General features: G+C 70.0%; 8 protein-coding genes (1 of these 8 running past the window's edge). All 8 read right to left on the bottom strand.

Annotated elements, in window-relative coordinates; genetic code table 11:
• Tightly spaced (each overlapping or abutting the next), the 8 genes in view from ACFXIV_RS01705 to ACFXIV_RS01670 form a layout consistent with a single transcriptional unit that may run on beyond the window.
• Positions 1-9,651 carry the 5' portion of an amino acid adenylation domain-containing protein gene (locus ACFXIV_RS01705; protein WP_379395400.1) on the bottom strand. 774 nt of this gene lie to the left of the window's left edge, so the window shows 9,651 of its 10,425 coding nt (coding positions 1-9,651); the start codon lies at positions 9,649-9,651; its stop codon lies off the left edge, out of view.
• Complete coding sequence (locus ACFXIV_RS01700) at positions 9,638-10,483, bottom strand: 3-hydroxyacyl-CoA dehydrogenase family protein (RefSeq protein WP_379395402.1); 846 nt, start codon at positions 10,481-10,483, stop codon at positions 9,638-9,640. Before ACFXIV_RS01700 ends, ACFXIV_RS01705 begins: the two co-directional genes overlap by 14 nt.
• Positions 10,480-14,880, bottom strand: coding sequence for a condensation domain-containing protein (locus ACFXIV_RS01695; protein ID WP_379395404.1), 4,401 nt, complete (start codon positions 14,878-14,880; stop codon positions 10,480-10,482). The genes ACFXIV_RS01700 and ACFXIV_RS01695 overlap by 4 nt, the downstream gene beginning before the upstream one ends.
• The gene (locus ACFXIV_RS01690) at positions 14,877-16,709 is read right to left on the bottom strand and encodes an AMP-binding protein (RefSeq protein ID WP_379395406.1); all 1,833 of its coding nucleotides are present in this window, start codon (positions 16,707-16,709) and stop codon (positions 14,877-14,879) included. The genes ACFXIV_RS01695 and ACFXIV_RS01690 overlap by 4 nt, the downstream gene beginning before the upstream one ends.
• Positions 16,706-17,731: an HAD-IIIC family phosphatase gene (locus ACFXIV_RS01685; RefSeq protein ID WP_379395408.1), complete on the bottom strand. Its 1,026-nt coding sequence runs from the start codon at positions 17,729-17,731 to the stop codon at positions 16,706-16,708. The genes ACFXIV_RS01690 and ACFXIV_RS01685 overlap by 4 nt, the downstream gene beginning before the upstream one ends.
• Entirely contained in the window at positions 17,731-18,711 is a 981-nt protein-coding gene (locus tag ACFXIV_RS01680; protein ID WP_379395410.1) for a 3-oxoacyl-ACP synthase, read from the bottom strand. Before ACFXIV_RS01680 ends, ACFXIV_RS01685 begins: the two co-directional genes overlap by 1 nt.
• Positions 18,708-19,805 carry an acyl-CoA dehydrogenase family protein gene (locus tag ACFXIV_RS01675; RefSeq protein WP_379395412.1) on the bottom strand — a complete coding sequence of 366 codons (1,098 nt, stop codon included), beginning with the start codon at positions 19,803-19,805 and terminating at the stop codon, positions 18,708-18,710. Before ACFXIV_RS01675 ends, ACFXIV_RS01680 begins: the two co-directional genes overlap by 4 nt.
• A complete protein-coding gene (locus tag ACFXIV_RS01670) occupies positions 19,802-20,080 on the bottom strand; it encodes an acyl carrier protein (RefSeq protein ID WP_379395414.1) in 279 nt (92 codons plus the stop codon). Before ACFXIV_RS01670 ends, ACFXIV_RS01675 begins: the two co-directional genes overlap by 4 nt.

Genomic DNA, 20,080 nt, shown 5'->3' with positions numbered 1-20,080 from the left:
GTAGTCGCGGAAGGATCCGTCCGGCGCGGGCAGCGGCACACCGGCATAGAGCGCCAGCAGATCGCGCAGTACCAGCGGCACCGACCAGCCATCGAACAGGATGTGGTGGTAGGTCACGATCAGCACCGGCTCCGCCTCCGCGACACGCGCGAGCGTGAAGCGCAGCAGCGGTGGTCGGGCCGGATCGAATCGACGTGCACGCTCCTGTGCCGCCAGCGCCACGAGATCGTCCACCGTGGCCAGATCGACTTCACGCCACGGCAGTTCGGCTGTTTCGGGCACCACCTGCATGGGCTTGCCCGAATCGTCGAAGACGAAGGCCGCGCGCAGGTTCGCATGGCGCTGCAGGATGTCCTGCCCGGCCTGTCGCAGCCGATCGCGGTCGATCGCCCCACCGGGTCGCACCACCGTCTGCACGTTGTAGACGTCGGCGACGCCGGAAGCGGACGGCATGGCCATAACGGCGTGGAGCAACAACCCCGACTGCAGCGGTGTGAGTGGCCACACGTCGCTGAGCCGGCCGTAATCCCGCTCCCAGCCGGTGATGTCGTCACGGCTCACCCGCACCAGCGGGAAGTCCGACGGCGTGTGCCCGCCCGCGCGTTCATCCCGGGCGTGCGTGGCGATGGCTCCCAGCGCGACCACCCACAGCCGCGCCAGCTCCGAGACCGCAGCCTCGTCGAGAAGCGTGGTGGGATAGGTGAATCCGGCGCGCAGCCGGGTGCCCGTCACGATCGCGTTCACCTCGATGGCGGCGGCCGCGGGCAGGTCCGGGTCCGGGTCGGCATCCGGTGTCGCGAGCACGTCCGCACCGCGGTCGTCGACGCGGCCCAGGTAGTTGAAGGCGACCTGCCCGGGCATCGCCGCCGGGAGCTGCTGGGCGGCATCGGGATTCAGGTAGCGCAGCAATCCGTAGCCGATTCCGTGATCGGGGATGGCACGCAGCTGTTCCTTGATCGTCTTGAGCAGGGCACCGGTCGCATCGGTCCCGGCCAATGCCGCCTCGATATCGATCCCACCGATATCGAGCCGAACCGGGTACAGCGAGGTGAACCAGCCGACGGTGCGGGACAGGTCCGCGCCCGGCGCGACCTGTTCCTCGCGCCCGTGGCCTTCCACCCGCAGCAGCGAGACCGGAGCGTGCCTGCCCCGCCGGGCACGCCAGACCGCGAGCGCGACGGCCAGCGCGGCGATCAGGACCTCGTCGGCACCCGCATGGAAGCGTGCGGGAACGGTCCGCACGAGCGCCTCGGTCACCGTTTCGTCCGCGGTGACTTCGACCGTCCCGAGCCGGGCGGCGGTATCGACGGCGGGGTCCAGCGGCCGGGAGCCCAGCAGGGGATCCGGTGTCGCGCAGACCTGCCGCCAGAAATCGAGCTCGGCGAGCCGATCCGGTGCGTGCGCGGCATCGACCAGGCTGTGCGCCCAGCGGCGCATGGAGGTTCCGACCGGATCCAGCCGCGGCACGACGCCACTCGCGGCATTCGCGAGGGCCGCGAACAGGTCGGGCAGCAGGATGCGCCAGGACACGCCGTCGACGGCGAGATGGTGCACGGAGATGATCAGCCGACCCGGCACGCTCCCCCGCTCAGCATCGAGCCGGACGAACTGCGCCATCACCCCGGCGGCCGGATCGAGGCGATCCAGCGCGGCGTCGAGTTCCGCGGCGATGAGCTCTCGCAGGGTATCGGCGTCCGCGGCATCCTCGAAGGTGCCGCGGTGCACCAGTTCCGACGCGTCCAGCGCATCCGTCGGCATGGTTTCGAGTCGCCATTCGCCGGAGTCGTCGCGGAACAGCCTGCTGCGCAACATGTCATGGCGGTCGATCAGCGCCGAGACGGCCTGGATCAGGGCGTCGTGCCCGGTCCGAGCGGGCAGTTCGACGGTGACGGTCTGATCGACCCGGCGGAAGCCGCCGCCACGTTCGGTCAGCCACCGGACCACGGGCGTCAGCGGCATTTCGCCGATCCCGCCGCCGGGCAATTCGGGCAGCAGGCGCGGCGCGCCGGCAGCGGCCTCCGGTGTCCTTGCCACAGCGGCGATCCCGGCCACGGTCCGGCGCTCGAACACCTCGCGCGGCGTGAAGTGCAGGCCGCGAGCCCGCGCCCGCGAGGCCAGCTGAATGGAGATGATGCTGTCCCCGCCGAGCGCGAAGAACGAGTCGTCCACACCCGGCCGGTCGACGCCGAGCACCTCGGTGAAAAGCTCGGCCACCACCTGTTCGGCGGGGGTCCGCGGTGCCCGATCCGAGCGCGACACCAGGACGGGGTCGGGCAGTGCGGCCACGTCGAGCTTGCCGTTGCCGGTCAGCGGCAGCGTATCGACCGGCACGATGGCGGCCGGTCGCATGTAGACGGGAACACGTTGTGCGATATGCGTTTCCAGTGTCTCGACCGCGAGCGCATCATGAGTGCCGGGTACCACATAGGCGATCAGGCGTGCCGATCCGGAATCCGCGGTCCGGGCCACGACGACCGCCCGGGCCACCGACTCGTGTTCGAGCAGCGCGGCCTCGATCTCCCCCGGTTCGATGCGGTAGCCGCGAATCTTCACCTGCTGGTCGCTACGGCCGAGGTATTCCAGCTGCCCGTCGCCATTCCAGCGCGCCAGATCACCGGTGCGATACATGCGGGTGCCGGGTGCACCGAACGGATCCGCCACGTAGCGCTCCGCGGTGGTCGCGGCGCGGGCGCGGTAACCACGGGCGAGCTGGGCTCCCGCGAGATAGATCTCGCCGCGCGAGCCGACAGGCGTCGGCCGCAGCCACGAATCCAGCACGCGCACAGTCATTCCCGGTAGGCCACGACCGACAACGCTGGCAGTTGCCGACCCGGCGTGGGCACGGTCCACCGCGAAGTGTGTGGCGTGCACGGTCGCCTCGGTGATGCCGTACAGATTCGAGATCCGGACCTCCCCGGCCGGATCGGTGTCGTACCACGACCGCAGGAGACGCGGATCCAGGGCTTCGCCGCCGAGCACGATATGCCGTAGCGCGGGCACGACGGCGCGGCGCAGGCCGGTGTCGAGCAGTGCGCCGAAGGCCGAGGGTGTCTGGCTCAGCACCGTAATACCCTCGCGGGCCATGAGTTCGGCGAACTCGTCGGGTGAACGTGTCACGTCGGCGTCGGCGATGACGAGCGTGCCACCACTCGCGAGCGCTCCCCACATCTCCCATGCCGAGAAGTCGAAGGCGGGCGAGTGGAACATGGTCCACACATCGGTGTGGTCGGCATCGACCAGATCCCGCGTCGCGGCGAGCATGGCGACGACATTGCGATGCGTCACGCTCACGCCCTTGGGACGCCCCGTGGAACCCGACGTGTACAGCACGTAGGCGACATTGTCCGGACCCGAGGCGACCGAGGCGACTTCGCCGCCGCTGCGGTCGACGCTGTCGAGTACCAGGTACGGCCGGTCGCCCGCGGGCAGTGCCGCCCGGTCGGCGGCGGTGGTCACGATGCAGAGCGGGTTCGTTTCAGCGAGAATGAATTCGAGCCGTTGCGCCGGATTACCGAGGTCGAGCGGAACGTAGCCCGCCCCCGATTTCAGCACTCCCAGCAGCGTCACGATCAGCTCCACCGACCGTGAAACACCCACGGCAACCAGCGATTCCGCGCCGACGCCGCGCGCCGCGAGAGCGCAGGCCAGGTCATCGGATGCCTCGTCGAGGTCCCGATAGGTCAATACTCGGTCGCCGAATCGCACCGCGACGGCATCCGCGCGCACCGCGGCCCGGGCGCGGAACAGGTCCACGAGCGTCACGTCCGGCACCGGCGCGGCGGGGCGCTGCCAGTCCCACCCCCGGCGGTGTTCCGCCTCGCCGATCGGATCGATGTCCGCCACAGCGGTATTCGGATTCGCGGCGAGCGCCACCAGCACCCGGGTCAGCCGTTCGCCCAGTCGTGACACGGTCTCCGCGTCGAGCAGCTCGGGCCACCAGCCTGCCAGCAGGTGCAGCCGATCGGTTTGCCGGACAGTCAGTGTCAGCGGGTAGTGCGTCGCCTCCCTGGACTCGAATCCGCCGATCGCCAATCCGGCGAATGCGAGGGCATCCGAGCGCAGTTTCGCCTCGTCGACGGGGTAGGACTCGACGACCAGCAGCGTGTCGAACAGGTTCCGCTCACCGACATCGGTCTGTGCGCCGATATCCGGCAGGCCCAGGTGGTGGTGGGCCGTGAGTTCGAACTGCTCACGCTGTACGCGACGCAGCAGCGCGCCCACGGACTCGCCCGGGGCCAGCCGAATGCGCACCGGGATCGTATTGATGAACAACCCGACGATGTTCTCGACACCCGCGAGGTCGGCGGGGCGGCCGGAGACCGTGGTGCCGAAGAGGATGTCGTCGCGATCGGTGGTGCGCGCGAGCAGGATTGCCCAGGCCGCCTGCACGACGGTATTGATCGTCACCTCGAACTCGGCCGCCAGGCCGATCAGCGCCCGGGTCTGCGCCTCGTCCAGGTCGAACGCCCGCTCCTGGGGCAGTCCGGTGGGGGCGTGCACTGCAGCGGTGTCCGCGAGCAGCGTCGGCTCGGTGACCCCGGCCAGCGCCTCGGCCCACACCCGCCGGGAACGTGAGTCGTCCTGCCGGGCGAGCCATTCCACATAGCGGCGGTAAGGAGGCGGGGGTTCGACCGTGAAACCGGCGTAACCGGCCATGATCTCGCGCAGCAGCAGCGGGATGGACCAACCGTCGAGGAGCACGTGGTGGCAGGTCACGGCGAACCGGGTCCGCCCGTCGCCGAGACGGAGCAGCAGGAAGCGCAGCAGCGGCGGGGCGGTGAGGTCGAACGGCATCGTACGTTCGGCGGCGAGCAGGCGCTCGCCGGCGCCGGTCGCCCCGGACAGGTCGACCTCGCGCCAGGGCAGGACCACATCACCGGTGACGATCTGGACGGGCGTCCCGGCGGCGTCCACCTCGAAGGCGGTGCGCAGGTTGGCATGTCGCTCCAGCACGGCCGCCGCGGCCGACCGCAGCCGCGACGCGTCGACCACGCCATCCAGGCCCAGCACCAGCTGCACCGTGTACACGTCGACCGCGTCCGGATCGAACAGGGCGTGGAACATCATGCCGGACTGCAGCGGCGTCGCCGGCCACACCTCGCTCAGCGTCGGGTACCGCTGTTCCCAGACGTCGATATCGCCCTGTGTGACGGACACGAGGGGGAAGTCGGACGGGGTGTGTCCGCCGCTGGTACGGGGATCGCGCGCGTGCCGCGCCACGGCGCCGAGCGCCGCACGCCACAGCTCGACCAGTTCCTCGCCCGCGGCCTCGCCGAATATGCCACGCGCATAGCCGAAGCCGGTCACCAGGCGGTGGCCGAGGACGATGGAATCCACTTCCACCGCACCCAGCGCGCCACGGCCGGTGTCGGGACGAACGGCCAGCATGCCGAATTCGGTGGAGGGCAGGAAGCCGATTCCGGCGAGTTCCTCCGGAATGTCGAGGCCGGCGATGTGCCCGAAGTAGTTGAACGAGATCTCCCCCGGCTCGCCCGGCGGCAGTGCGGCGGCGGTGTCCTCGTTCAGGTATCTGAGCAGGCCGTAGCCGAGGCCATTGTGCGGCGCTGCCCGCAGCTGTTCCTTGACGGCCTTGAGAGCGACTCCCATGGCCGGGCCGCCGCCGAAGGCGTCGTCGAGATCCACTCCGGTCAGGTCCAGCCGTGCCGGGACGATGGAGGTGAACCAGCCGACGGTGCGCGACAGTTCCGTCCCGGGCACCGCGTCCTGTTCGCGGCCATGGCCTTCCAGGCGCAGCAGCACCGACCGCTCGTCCTCGCCGCGCCGCGACCGCCAGCGCGTCACCGCCAGCGCGAGCGCCGTCAGCAGCGCGTCCGCGACGCGGGCGCGGTAGCGGTCGGGAATGACGGTGAGGATAGCGGCGGTATCGCGCTCGTCGAGTTCGACGAAGGTGTGCGCCACGTCGGCTGCCATATCGCAGTGGGGATCGAAGGGCCGCTCGCCGAAGGACGGCGCCGGGCCCTCGACGATCTCGCGCCACAGCGGCAGCTCGGCGGTGAGCGCCTCGGTGTGCGCGGCGTCGACGAGCGCGTGCGCCCATCGGCGCATGGATGTTCCGACCGCGGGCAGCCGCGGGGTGTTCCCCGCCGCGACCGCCGCCCATGCGGCAATGAAGTCGGGCAACAGGATTCGCCAGGAGACGCCGTCGACGGCGATGTGGTGCGCGGCGATGACAAGCATTCCGGGGGCGGTGCCCGAATCCGGTGTCAGCCAGACGAACCGCAGTACCGCGCCGGCGGACGGATCGATCCAGTCGATGGCCGAGTTCAGCTCGGCTTCGGCGAGTACCCGGAGTTCCTCACCGGTGAGGACGGTGTCGTAGGCCACCTGGTGGATGAGCGAGTCCACATCGACGCTGCCTGGCGGCGTGACCCGCGCATGCCAGTCCCCCGAGCCGTCGCGGTAGAGCCGCGAGCGCAGCATGTCGTGGTGATCGACGACCGCGGAGAGGGTGGAAACCAGTGCGCCGCGGTCGATTCCGGCCGGCAGGTCCAGGGTCATGGACTGGCAGAAACGATCGAAGGTGCCGCCGCGCTCGACCAGGAACCGGAGGATCGGGTTGAGCGGCAGTTCGCCGACGCCGCCGCCGGGCAGCTCGGCGAGCGGCGGAATCTCCTCTCCGCCCGCGGTTTCGGCGATGGCCGCCAGGCGGGCGACGGTGCGGTGCTCGTAGACCTGTTGCGCGGTCACCGCGATACCGCGCGACCGTGCCCGCGACACCAGCAGGATCGACATGATGCTGTCGCCGCCGAGCCCGAAGAAGGAGTCGTCGACACCGATGCGGTCCCGGCCGAGCACCTCGGCGTAGGCGGCGGCGAGCGCGGTTTCGGTGTCGGTGCGCGGGGCCCGGAAGGCCACCGTCTCGACATCGGGTGCGGGCAGGGCCTCTCGATCCACCTTGCCGGAACGGTTCACCGGCAGCTCGGGAAGACCGATGATCACGGCGGGCACCAGGTGCCTGGGCAGTACCGCACGCAACCGCTGGTCCAGAGCGTCCGGATCGATGGTGTGCCCGGCGGCCGGGGTGACGTAGGCGATCAGGCGACCACCGGCATGGTTGCGGTCATCGACGACGGCAACTGCCTGGGCCACGGATTCCTGTGCGGCGAGCACCGATTCGAGCTCTCCGAGTTCGATGCGCACGCCGCGCAGCTTCACCTGGAAGTCGCTGCGGCCGAGGTACTCCAGCTCGCCGTGACCGGTCGACCGCACGATGTCACCGGTGCGGTAGAGCCGCTGCCCGGCATCACCGAACGGGTCGGCGATGAAACGTGCGGCGGTGTGCCCCGCCCGGCGCACATAGCCGCGCGCGAGCGTCGCGCCACCGAGATAGAGCTCGCCCGGCACGCCCGCCGGAACCGGCCGCAGAAAGGCGTCCAGCACGTGGGCACGGACATGCCACGCAGGTGCTCCGATGGGTACCGCGGCAGTGTCGTTCGCGCCGATCGCGTGCCGGGTGACGGCGATTGTCGCCTCGGTCGGACCGTAGAGATTGTCGTAGCGGGCGCCCGGAGCGACAGTCGGCAGCGCCGCGGCCAGTGCGGGCGTGAGCGCCTCACCGGCGAGCAGTATGCGACGCACGCTCGGCGGCATCGGCGCGGCCACCGCCTGCCGGTGCGCCGCGAGCGTGGACGGCGTGAACTGCACCGTGGTGACATCGTGCTCGATGATCGCTCTGGCCAGCGCGTTCGGATCGCCGTGCGCACCCGATCCGTCGACTACGAGCCGGGCACCGACGGTGAACGGCCACAGCACTTCCCAGGCCGATACGTCGAACGTCAGGGCGGTCTTGCGCACGACGGTGTCGGTGTCGTCGAGGCGGTGCAGGTGCTGCATCCAGGCGAGATGAGTGCAGACGGCCGCGTGGGTGACGCCCACGCCCTTCGGCTGCCCGGTGGAGCCGGACGTGAACAGCACGTACGCCTGGTTTTCCGGACGCAGCGGGGCGATGCGGTCGTCATCGGTGACCGTGGCACCCGACTCGGCGGCCAGGTCGAGTTCATCGATGTGGATCACCCGGACGCCATCGGGAGCGTCGAATCCGTCCCGCCGCGTGGTGAGGACGCACACCGGCTGTGCGATGTCGAGCACCTGGGCATGACGCGAGCGCGGATGCTCCGGGTCCAACGGCAGGTACGCGGCACCGGTTGCCAGCACCGCGTGCACCGCGAGGATCTGTTCGGCCGATGGCCCGAAAGCGAGCGCCACCACTTGTTCCGGCCCGATGCCGAGGGTAATCAGCTTGCGCGCCAGTCGATTCGAGTCGGCGTGCAGGTCCGCGTAGGTCATGCGGATTTCGTGTCCGACGATCGCCACCGCCTCGGGCGACCGGGCCGCCTGCTCGGTGAACAGAGCCGCGAGTGTCGTGGACGCCGTGACCACGTCGGCGGGGGGACTGCCGATGAGGCGCTCGATCTCCCCCGAGGCGGCGATATCGATCCGGGCGATGGGCGCATGCGGCGTACGGACCAACTGCTCCAGCAGCCGAATCAGCCGGTCCCGGTGCGAACGATGCGCTCCGGGAACGGCAATCCGCCAGCCACCGGCCGCCTGATCATCGACGCATACGGTGAACTCGTCCCCGCCCCCGAAACACTCGGTCACCGCTGCCGTGCCGAAGCCGTCGATCACGGCACCGCCGAGCATTCGTACCGCGAGCGGCCACTGCCCGTGCACCGGCGAATTCGCCCAGGGCTCATCGATATCGGGAATGAACCTGAGTCGCCGTGCCTTGCGCAGCTCCCGCCCCACCTGTTTGGCGATCGCGTAGAACCCGGCCTGGGCCGTGACCAGAATCCGCAGCGGCACAGTGGTTTCCCCGGTATCGAGTGCGACCACGCACTCCCCCGCGGACGCCAAGCGAGACGCGTAGACGGCCAACGCGGCCAGCACCACCGCGGGCGCACCGGCCCCGCACACACGTGCGGCCCTGGTGAGTTCCGCCGATGCTCCCACCGCAGCCCAGACCGCCTCACCCGGAGTACCGCCGGTAGGACGCGCGATACCCGCGGCGGGAGGTTCGGGCCGGGCGGCGTCGGCGAGAGTTTGCTCCCAGTAGTCCCGGTCGGCGGACCACGCGCCCGATTCGCGGTATCGGCGTTCATTTTCCAGCTGGTCGGCTGTCGTACCGAACGGTGGATTCGCGCCGGGGGTCGTGGGCGCGCCGTCCAGGAGATCACGCACCCGGGCGAGAATCGCGAGCGCTCCCGGCTGGTCGTTGACCAGGCGGTGATAGCGCTGATACCAGCCGAGCCGGCCATCCGGGAATCGGAAGACGGCCTGCCGGTACAGCGGCCCGTGCGCGATATCCATTCGGCACGCACGTTCTTCGGCGATCCACTCGGCGACGAAATCTCCCGCACCGCTCCCGTCGACGCTGAGCACGGCGGTCGGTACGGGCGGGTTCTCGCACACCTGGATCGCACCGGCGTCGGCACGGAACACGCTGTGCAGCACCGGGCATTCCGTCATCACGGTGTCGATCGCCTGACGCAGGAGCTCCGCGTCCACTCGGCCGGTCAGTTCGATGTAGAGGTCGACATAGCGATCACCGGCCGCGAGGGCGGCGCGTTGCGCATCGCTCGGGACCTGCGGTCCGGTCGTCGCGGTGCGGGTGGTCTCAACGATAGTCATGGAATCCTTGTCCGGTCTTGCGGCCGAAATGTCCCGCGGCGACGAGCGTCGCGAGCGCGGGCGGAATGCGGTAGTGGTCCTCGCCGGTCTCGCGCCGCAGCACCTCGATGGTGTCGGCGACGTTGTCCAGGCCGATCAGGTCGGCGGTGCGCAGCGGACCCATGCGATGGCCGAGGCAGCGTTCGAAGAGGGCGTCCACCGTCGCGGCGTCGGTACCGGTGTCGAGGGTGGCGGCGGCTTGCGCGATGCTCAGCATGAGCAGGCGGTTGATGACGAACCCGGGGCGGTCGCCGACGACGAGCGATTCCTTGCCGAGAGCGGTGAGCAGTTCGGTGGCGCGCGCCATGGTGTCGGCCGAGGTCTGTGCCCCGCGAACGACTTCCACCGCATCGGTCAGCGGGGCCGGGTTCATGAAGTGCAGGCCGAGCACGCGATCGGGGCGACCGGTAGCGGCGGCCAGCCGGGCGATGGGGATGGCCGACGTCGCGGAGGCGAGCACGGCGTCGGCCGGGCAGACGCGGTCCAGTTCGGCGAAGAGCTTCTCTTTCAATTCGATCCGCTCGACCGCGCACTCGATGACGAACTCGACCGCGCCGAGGTCATCGAGACGGTCGGTCCAGCGCACCCGGCGGGCAGCCTCGAGCGCCGTCCGCCGGTCACCGCGGCCCAGCAGCAGCGCCAGGCGCACCGCTTCGTTCAACCCACGGCGCGCCCGCTCCACGGCGGCCGGATCGGGTTCGACCACAATGACATCGCGTCCGGCCTGCGCGAGGCACTGTGCGATGCCGGCGCCCATGGTGCCCGCGCCGATCACTGCCACGACTCCGGTCATCGGGTCACCTCCGCTTCCGCGATGTAGCGCATCGCGATGTCCGGCACCGGATCATTCGGTGTCTCCAGCAGGCCGTGCAGCAGCCGGGTCAGATCCGAAAGCATCTGCTGCGCGGTCGATTCGTCGAAAAGTTCTGTGGCGTAAGCCAGTTTCAGGACCGCGCGGTCACCGGACTCCCGATCGAGCGCCAGTTCCGCGGTGTCCGGCGGGGTGTCGCCGAACCAGATGGCCCCGGCACGGCCGTCACCCTGCGCCAGCGCGGCCAGCTCCGCGGCGGTTCGTTCCAGCAGTTCGGCCCCGGTGGGTTCGCCGGCGAAGTCCACTCGGGCGGTACCGGCTGCCGAACAGACCACGACGTCATCGGAGCCGGAGTACCAGCTCAGCAGTGCCGCCCAGGCGGCGAGCAGATCCGCATCGCCCGGCACGGCATCGAGCCGCTCGCGCACCGTCCCCGGCGTGTATCGGGCCGAGCCGGTTCCGCGCGGCCGGTCTGTCGGAATATCCAGTGCCACAGCCTGTTCCGTCGCCCGCATGCCGGCAGGCGACGGCACGGTGACGAGCAGCTCCTCGATCGACCGATCCGGAGCCGACTCCACGACCTCGGTGAGGATCCCGAGGTAGGCGGCGGCCAACCCCGCGGCGGTGCGCTGGGTGAACAGCTCGGTGCTGTACTCGAAGCAGGCCAGCATGTCGAGGTCGTCGCTGCGATCGTAGGTGATCAGGCTGAGGTCGAATTTGGCTGTGCCGGGCGGTAATCCGCCGAAGGCATTGTGGATGGTGTGCTCGGAGTCGAAGAACTCCGTCGCCCCGCCGCCGAGCGGGTTGACCGATCCGGCGCCGGTGAGGTCCTGGTGGACGTAGAGCACATCGAAGATCGGGGTGCGCGACATGTCGCGCTGATCGTCGAGGGCATTGACCACCCGCTCGAATGGGATCTCCTGATTCTCCAGCGCGCCCAGCACGATTCCACGCACTCGTTCGAGCAGATCGCCCAGCGTCGCGGGACCGGAGAGGTTGGCGCGCAGCGCGACGGTGCTGTTGAAGAAGCCGATGAGCCCTTCCAGCTCGCGGCGGGTGCGGCCGGTGGTCGGCGTGCCGACGACGAGGTCGCGCTGACCACTGCGCCGGGCGAGCAGCAGATAGAAGGCGGACAGCAGCACCACGAACAGCGACACCGACTCCCGCTTCGCGACCGTGCGAGCCGCGGCGAGCAGCGTCGCCGGCACCGTGAACGGCTCCAGTTCACCGGCGAACGTCTTACGCGCCGGTCGCGGGAAGTCGGTGGGCAGCCGCAGTTTCGGCGCGCCACGCAGCATGTGCGTCCAGTATTCGAGCTCGTGCGCGAGCGCGCCGGAGTCGAGCAGCTCGCGGTGCCAGCGCGCGTAGTCGCGGTAGCGGATCGGCAGCGGTTCCAGCTCGGCCGGGCGCCCCTCCCGCCGGGCGGCATAGAGCACCGGAATCTCCCGCGCGAGAATCCCCGGCGTCTGGCCGTCGGTGACGCAGTGATGGCACACCACCTGCAGCACATGCATTTCCGGAGCGAGCTCGACCACCAGCACCCGCACCATGGGGTCACGGCCCAGATCGAACGGCCGGACCGCGGCCTCCCGGAGCAGCTCGCGCGCCCGGGCGACCGAATCGGCGGCACCGGACACATCGACGACCCTGAAGAACTCGCCGAGCGCGGGCCGCACTCGCACCGCCGGCACACCGTCGACCTCGACGAGGTTGTAGCGCAGCGGTTCGTGCCGCTCCGCGAAATCCTCGAATGTTCCCTTGACCGCATCGACGTCGATCGGCCCGCGCAGAACGTTGACCACCGGATAGTTGTAGAGCGTGGTGTCCGGAACAAGCTGATGGTGGAACCACATCCGTTCCTGCCCGGGCGACATGACCAGCTCGTCGGTGCGCGTAATGGCCGGCAGCCCGCGGGCTCCCGGCATCACCTCGGGCGCCGGGCGCGCCCCTTCCCGCAGCAGGTCCGCGAACTCGGCCACCTTGGGCCGCTCGTACACATCGAGCAGTTTCGGCCGAAACCCGAATGCCTCCTCCACCCGCTCGACCAACTGCACGGCAATGATCGAATTGCCACCGACGTCGAAATAGTCGTCATCCAGCCCGATTTCGGTCTCCGCGTGCAGCAGTTCGCGCAGCACTGCGCGCAACCACTCCGCCGCATCCGACGGCACGGCGACCACCGGAGGCTCGGGCGCGGCGACAGCTTCGACGGGCTCGGACGCGATCTCGGCATGCTGCGCCGCAGTGGGCAGTTCGACCCAGCACCGGGTGCCGTGCAGCGGGTGCCCGGGCAACCGCAGCCTGCGACCGGCCCGGCCCTGCACCCGCGCCCAGTCGAGATCCACTCCACGCTCGTAGAGCCGACCCAGGATGCCGAGCGCCGCCGCGGAATCGGCCGAGCCGAACAGGATCTCGGCATCCGCACGACCCGCGAGATCCTCGGTGAGGTACCGCCCGAGCATGCCGTCCCGGCTGGGATCGACGAAGACGACCGGCCCATCCCGCAACAGCAGTTCCGCCGCCGCGAGCAGACGCGACCGGTCCACCGCGGGGGTCTCCGCGGCAACTGCCAATTCGCCCGGGTCGACAGGCTCCCGCGACCCGAGCAGATAGCGTGCCGCGAACTTCGACGCGCCCCCGCTGAGCACGGCCGTGAACTGAATCCCACAGGCCCGCAGTCGATCGTGCACCGCGAGCTGTGCCGCGAGCACCGCGGCCGTCTCCCCGTTCGCGGGCAGCTGTTCCGGCAGTGCGGTGCCACCTTGCCCGGTCGGCAGAGCACCCGGCGAGAGCAACAGCGCCACTCGCGGCGCGACCGGCTGCACACCGTCCGAATCGACGGCAGCGCCGCGCGTTTCGAGCAGATCGGCCAATTCCGTGGTGCTGCTCGCACATACCGCGATGCGATGGCCGAAGTGCGCACGGCCCCGGCCGAGCGTGAACGCCACATCCGCGAGATCGATCGAATCGTCCCGCATACGCCCCGCCAGCGAGCCGCACAGGTCCGCGAGCGCCGTCGCCGTCCGCGCCGAAACCCCGATCAGCCGGGGCACCGGCTCGCGACTCGCCTCGGCCGGTTCGGCTTCCGGCTGCGGTACCGCATCGGGGGCCTGCTGCACGACGCAGTGGGCGTTGGCGCCACCGAGGCTGTAGGAGCTGACACCCGCCAGGCGCGGGCCGTCGCTCCGCCACGGTCTCGATTGCGTGACCACCTCGAGGCCGGCCGCGGCCAAGTCGAGATCGCCAGTGGGACGGTGGAAGTGGAGAGAGGGGAAGAGTTGTCCGTCGGCGACCGACAGGACGGCCTTCACCAGGCCGGCCACACCGGCGGCGTGATCGAGGTGGCCGATATTGGTCTTCACCGATCCGATCGGGAGGGCGGTGGCGCGCTCGGCGAACGCGGTGCGCAGGCCCTCCAGTTCGACAGCGTCGCCCAGCCGGGTGGCGGAGCCGTGGGCTTCGAGGTATCCGGCATCACGGGGATCGGCACCGGCCTTGCGCCAGGCGCGCGCGATGACCCGGGCCTGCGCGGCGGCGCTGGGGGTGCTGATGGTTGCGGCGGCATGGCCATTGTGCAGGACGGCGCTGCCCCGGATGACCGCGTAGACCGGAGCACGGTCGGCGCGGGCCCGCTCGAGCGTGGTCAGCAGCAGCGCCGCACCGCCTTCGCCGGGGACTGTGCCGTCGGCGTCGGCGTCGAAGGCTCGGACCCGGCTGCTCGGTGAGGCGATCTCGGTCATCGTCTGCACGGCCCAGTCCGGAGCGCCGTGCGCGCGGACACTGACCCCGCCGGCCAGCGCGTAGTCGGCGTCGCCGCTGCGCAATTCGCGGCAGGCGTGGTGGACGGCGATGAGGGAGGCGTTGCAGCCGCTGTCGACGGCGTAGCAGGGGCCGTCGAAGCCGAGCAGGTGTGCGATGCGGGCGGGGACGCCGAAGGGCAGATTGCCCAGCATGGCGAGGGGGCCCGGGTCGACGGCCATGGCGTGATAGCTGGGCATGGGCGCGCTGAACACCACCGCGGTGGTGGCCGCGCGCAGGGTGGCGGGTGCGTAACCGGCATCCTCGATGGCGCGGTGCGCCAGCTCCAGGGCGATCCGCTGCTGCGGATCCATCAGGGCCGCTTCGCGTTTGGACAGGCCGAAGAACGCGTAGTCGAAGGTGTGGATATCGGTGAGGTGCCCCATGGGCAGATACCGGACGCGGCGGTCCAGGGCGGTCGCCGAGGCGCGAGACTCCGGCATGGGGCCGATCGAATCCCTTCCGGCGGCGAGGTTCTCGCGGAACTCGTCGAGGTTCGCCGCGTCCGGGAAGCGCGCGCCGATGCCGATGACGGCGATGTCGCCGTCGCGTGGTGCGGGTGCGGTCACGATGTCCTTCACACTTCGAATGCCAGGGGAACGTCCGCCGGTGCGGCGGGCTGCAACAGGTCGGCGGGCAGTGCGGCCGCCTGCGCGGCCACGGTGTCCAGATCGAACAGCAGGCCCACCGAGATGGCGTCCGGCCAGCGCGCCTGCAGGCGCATGTGCAGAGCGACCACGCGATGGGAGTTGCCGCCCACGTCGAGAAAGCGGTCCGCGCGGTCGAATTCGTCGTGCAGCAGCACCTCCGACCAGATCTCGCCGAGGGCACGCTCGGTCTCGGTCCAGTCGTCCCGCGACACCGCCTGTCGGACCGCGGAACCGGTCAGCAGCGCGCGCAACGCCGCCTCGTCGAGCTTGCTGCTGCCCGGCGTGATGGGAAGGGCATCGACGGTCACGAACCGTGCCGGAACCGCTTCCGGCACGAGGCGTTCAGCGCAGAATCCGGCCAGCGCGCTCGATGCGGGCGTGGTCGCCGCGGTGTCCAGCGGCACCCAGAAGGCGGCCAGATACACCGAGTCGTCGACATCGGCGACGGGCAGCACGACCGCTTCACGCACGGCGGGATGGTCTTCCAGCACCGCCTCCACCGCGCCGCGTTCGATCCGCACGCCACGGACCTTCACCTGATTGTCGACCCGGCCGTGAAATTCGATGTCGCCGTTCGTGTCCGCGAGGGCGAGGTCGCCGGTGCAGTACATGCGAGCACCCGGTTCGGTGGCGAAGGGGTCGGCCACGAATCGAGTCGCGGTCAGTCCGGGACGGGCCGCATAACCGTCGGCGATCTGCCCGCCACCGAGGTACAGGTCGCCGCGAGTGCCGCTGCGCACGGGGCGCAGCTTGTCGTCCAGCAGGTGAGCCGTCGTGCCCGCGGCCGGCTTTCCCATCGGGACGACCCGCCGCGGCGTGTCCGCGACGTACGGGCCGATGCAGGTGATCGTCGCCTCGGTGGGGCCGTATTCGTTGTGCAGCGCCACGGCGGGCAGTACTTCGCGGTGCTCGTCCACCAGGCGCGGCGGGACCGCCTCCCCCGCCAGGATCACCGTTCGCAACGTCGGCCGTAGCTCGGCCAGCCGTGGCAGCGCCAGCCGATAGAACGACGGCGTCGCGATGAAATGCGAAACACCCCGGCTGCGAGCGAGTTCGGCGACGGCGTCGACATCTCGCACCATCCGGTAGTCGGGAAACACGCTGGTGCCGCCGACCGCGAGCGGCCAGACCACGCCCAGCAGGGAACCGTCCCAGATCAGCCGCAGGGCCGAGCAGGTGACCAGCGCACCGTCGGTGTGCGCATTGTTCCGGGACCCGATCTGGGTGGCGAGGTTGGCGCGCGACACGACCACCGCCTTCGGAACACCGGTGGAGCCGGAGGTGGTGATGGCATAGGCCGGGGCGAGCCGCGGCGGCGGGCCGGGCAGCGGGATCTCGGGTGGATCCACCCACGCCGCGATGTCGATCACCGCCGGACCATTCATCGCGTCCGCCAGCGTGGCCGCCGCATCGCCCGGAGTGAGCGGATCCCGGCCATCGATGATCACCGCGGCACAGTCCAGCGCCTCCAGCACCGCACCGAGCGACGACTCGCCGCCGTGGCCGGGTTCGATGACGCACCAGGCCGCAGCGGCGCGCAGGGCCGCGATCATGCCGATCACGGTGTCCAGGTTCTGCCGCTGGTAGACGACGACCGTCTGCCCGGGCCGCACCCCGGCCACGAGCAGGCGGCGCGCGAGAGCCGTTGTCGCGGTGTCCAGTTCGCGGTAGGTGAGCGAACGATCCCCGACCACGACCGCGAGACGATCGGGCACCCGCTCGAACTGGCGCATCAGGCCGCCGAGCAGATCCACGCTCATCGAACCACCTCGACATGGCCGGTGCCGCCGATATTTTCGGCGGGCACGGTGCACACGAGCAGGATGCGATCGCCGTCCTTCTCGGCCACTTCGAACCCGGCGAAGCGCAAAGTCACGAGCATGACCCGATTCCGTGGTGTGGCAACGAATTCCGCCGCAGGCCGCAAACCGGCCGCGCGGGCACGGCGCACCACCTCGGCGATGAGAGTCGTGCCGACGCCGCGCGACATGACACGACAGGACATGAGCAGCAGGAGCAGCACCGCATCGGGGCCGCGCCGTTCGGTCACCGCCAGCCCGATCGTGCCGTAGCCGCCGAAACGGTCGGTCAGGGAAGCCACGAGCACCTCATGGCGCGGGGACGCGCACAATGCCCGCAGCTCGTCCATGTCGAAGGTGACGCCGGTGGTGTTGAGCTGGTGGGTGCGTTCGGTCAGCTCGTGTGCGCGAACCAGATCCGCCTCGGTCGCCTCGCTGACGGTCATGACCAGATCCAGCGAGGCCAGGAAATCCGCGTCCGAGCCGCTGAATTCGGCTTCGGATGCTTTGCGCTCCCGTTCCGCGCGATACAGCAACCGGCGCTGCCGTGCCTCGGATGTCGTTGTGGCCGTGGTGAATTCGGAGAGGCCGGGGAGTTCGGTGATCCGGTCGGCAGGGTAGCACCGGACCTCCGGGAGGACGGCGGCCACCTCGGCCAGCTCGACCGGATCATTGTCGACGAAGGCGATCGTATCCGGGCCGATATTGAGGGATTCCGCGATCCGGCGAATGGCCTCCGACTTGGGACCCCAGCCGATCTCGACGGCCGAGAACATGTCCTCGATCCCGTGCATGCGCAAATGCGCTGTGGCAGCCTCTGGTTCGCCACGACTTGCTACGGCATGCAGGATGCCGCGTTCATCCAGTGTCCGGATCGTTCGCAGCACTTCCGGTTTCGGCGTACCGCCGTCCGACTCCAGCACAACGCCGGGCCATACCGTATCGTCGAGATCCCAGACCAGGCATTTCACTGTCGCCGCCATTACACCCTCCGTAGCAGGCCGGCGCTCCACGCGGCGACCGGGCTGCTGTTCAACAACAGCGCGTATTCACCGGGTGCACGAGTGGCCGCGGCGGCCTCCAGATTGACCAGCATGTCCATCGAGCCCAGGTGGCCGTAGGCCGCGAGATTGGTTCGGCAGACCTTGTCGACGGGGCGATCCAGGGCCTCCTCCCAGAAGGCGAAGGCGCCGGCCGACAGGTTCTGCATGAGGATCGGTCCCACCTCGCCGTCTCGAATGCCATTGCGTCGCAGCAGTTCCGGAATAATGGCGTCGAATCGCTTCTTGCTCTCGACCGCGAGCCGGAACGAGTAGGTGGACTCGTCCGCGCACACCTCGGCCCAGTCGCCGGAGCCGATATCGCGGTAGTCGATGCGGAACAGGTCCGCGTATTTGCCTTCGCTGCGCACGATCTGGTCGACGAACTCCCAGCGGCCGGGTCCGGAGGTGGTGACCAGTAGTGCGGCCGCGCCGTCACCGAGCAATGTCATGGGGGCGCGGTAGCGATTCCGGGTGGGCGTCCTGGCGGCTGTGACCACCAGGACATTGCGGCAGTGGGCATCCGCGCGAACCAGGCTCGCGGCCAGAGTCAGTGCGGCGGAGACGGATACGCAGCCGAGGTCCCCGGCCGCCGTGGTGAAGGCGCGGGCCGCGCCGATCCGGTGTTGCAGCCGGGTCGCTTCCGAGGCGAGCAGGTACTGCGGCGCGCGGCCGGTGACCAGAATCAGCGCGTCCAGATCGGCGGCCGCGAGACCGGCCTCGTCCAGCGCCGCGCGTGCCGCCTCGGCGGCGAGATCGACCTCGGTCATCTCGTCAGCGGTGCGCACCGTGTCGATGCCCAGGGCCAGGGCGTGTTCCCGGCGGTTCGTGGGCAGATCGGCCAACTCCGCCAGCGTGGCGACCGCGGCGGTCCGGTCCGGGAACCAGGTCGCGACCGGACCCAGCAGCACGCGTTCGTTCATGATCGCGCACCCCGCATGACGTGCTCGCCCATGGCCACCTCGGCGACCTCCTGTGCTCCCTCGATGATTTGCATGACTTTGGCGTCGCGATAGAAGCGGCCGATCCGGCTGTCCGGTGCGCAGCCCGCCGCGCCGAGTACTTGCACTGCCCGTTCGCTGACCGCCGCCGCGACGCCGGCGGCGGCGTATTTGGCGGCAATCGTGAAGATCAGCGCCTGAGGCGATCCCGTGATCCGCGCATCGGCCGCGCGTTCGCAGAGGGCTTGCGCACCTTCCACATCCGCCCAGCAGCGGCCGAGCGTGGCGCGGATCAGCTGATGTTCGGCCAGCGCGGTGCCACCCTGGACGCGGGCGGCCGCATGGGCGGCCGCATCGCCGAGGCAGGCGCGGGCCAGCCCGACACCACCCCAGGCGACGGTGTAGCGGCCGTGATCCAATGCGGTGCCGAGGACATGGGACAGACCGAACCCCGGTGGTGCGATCAACTGGGTGGCGGGTATGCGCACGCGGTCGAACCGGACGGTCGCCAGCCGCGCGCCGCGCAACCCGAGACCGCTCTCGGCAGGTTCCACACCGACTCCGGGCCGGTCCCGATCCACCAGTGCGGCACACAGTCCGCCCGGCGCTCGACCGAGCACGAGGTAGACGTCCGCACGCTGACCGAAGGTCACCCACAGCTTGGTGCCGGACACCAGGATATCCGTGCCCTCGGGCTCGAAATCCGTAGCGACAGCGGACAACTCGGTTCCGGCGCCGACTTCGGTCGCCGCCAGCGCGGCAATGACCTCACCGGCGGTGAGCCGGGGCAGCCACGCCTCGCGCTGCGCGGCCGTACCCCACCGATCCACTGCGGCGGCCACCATGCCGTGCACGGTCACCAGCGAACGCAGGCTGGTGCACGCGTGCCCGAGCGTCGCGGCCAATCGCCCGAGCTCCCGCGCATCGAGCTCCGCACCACCGAAGCACGCGGGCCGATCCGCTCCCAGCAGCCCATTCCGAGCCGCAAGCTCGATCATCTCATCGGGCAGACCGTCCCGATCCCACCGTGCCGCATCACGGGCCGCAGCCTGCACGAGGTCGTCCACTTCGATCACGAGTGGCTGTCCCCGCCCTGCTTGCGGACAACGAAGGCCGCCGCACGCGCGGCACTCCGAAAGTTGTCGAGCTCGAGATCATCGACATCGACCGAGATCCCGTAGGTGCTCTCCACGTGCACGACAATCTCCAGCGCCCGCAGTGAATTCACCAGTCCGAGCGCGAAAATGTCGTCCTCCGGCGCCAATTCGATCTCGGCCATCGACCCGAAGTAGGCCAGCAACTCCTGCGTCAGCTCCGCCCCATGCCGCACGCCCGGCTCCAGATCCTCCAC

Source organism: Nocardia sp. NPDC059236 (genome assembly GCF_042754085.1).
Taxonomy (GTDB): Bacteria; Actinomycetota; Actinomycetes; order Mycobacteriales; family Mycobacteriaceae; genus Nocardia.
Note: the sequence above shows the minus strand (reverse complement) of the source record. Positions and strands in the feature narration are given on the sequence as shown.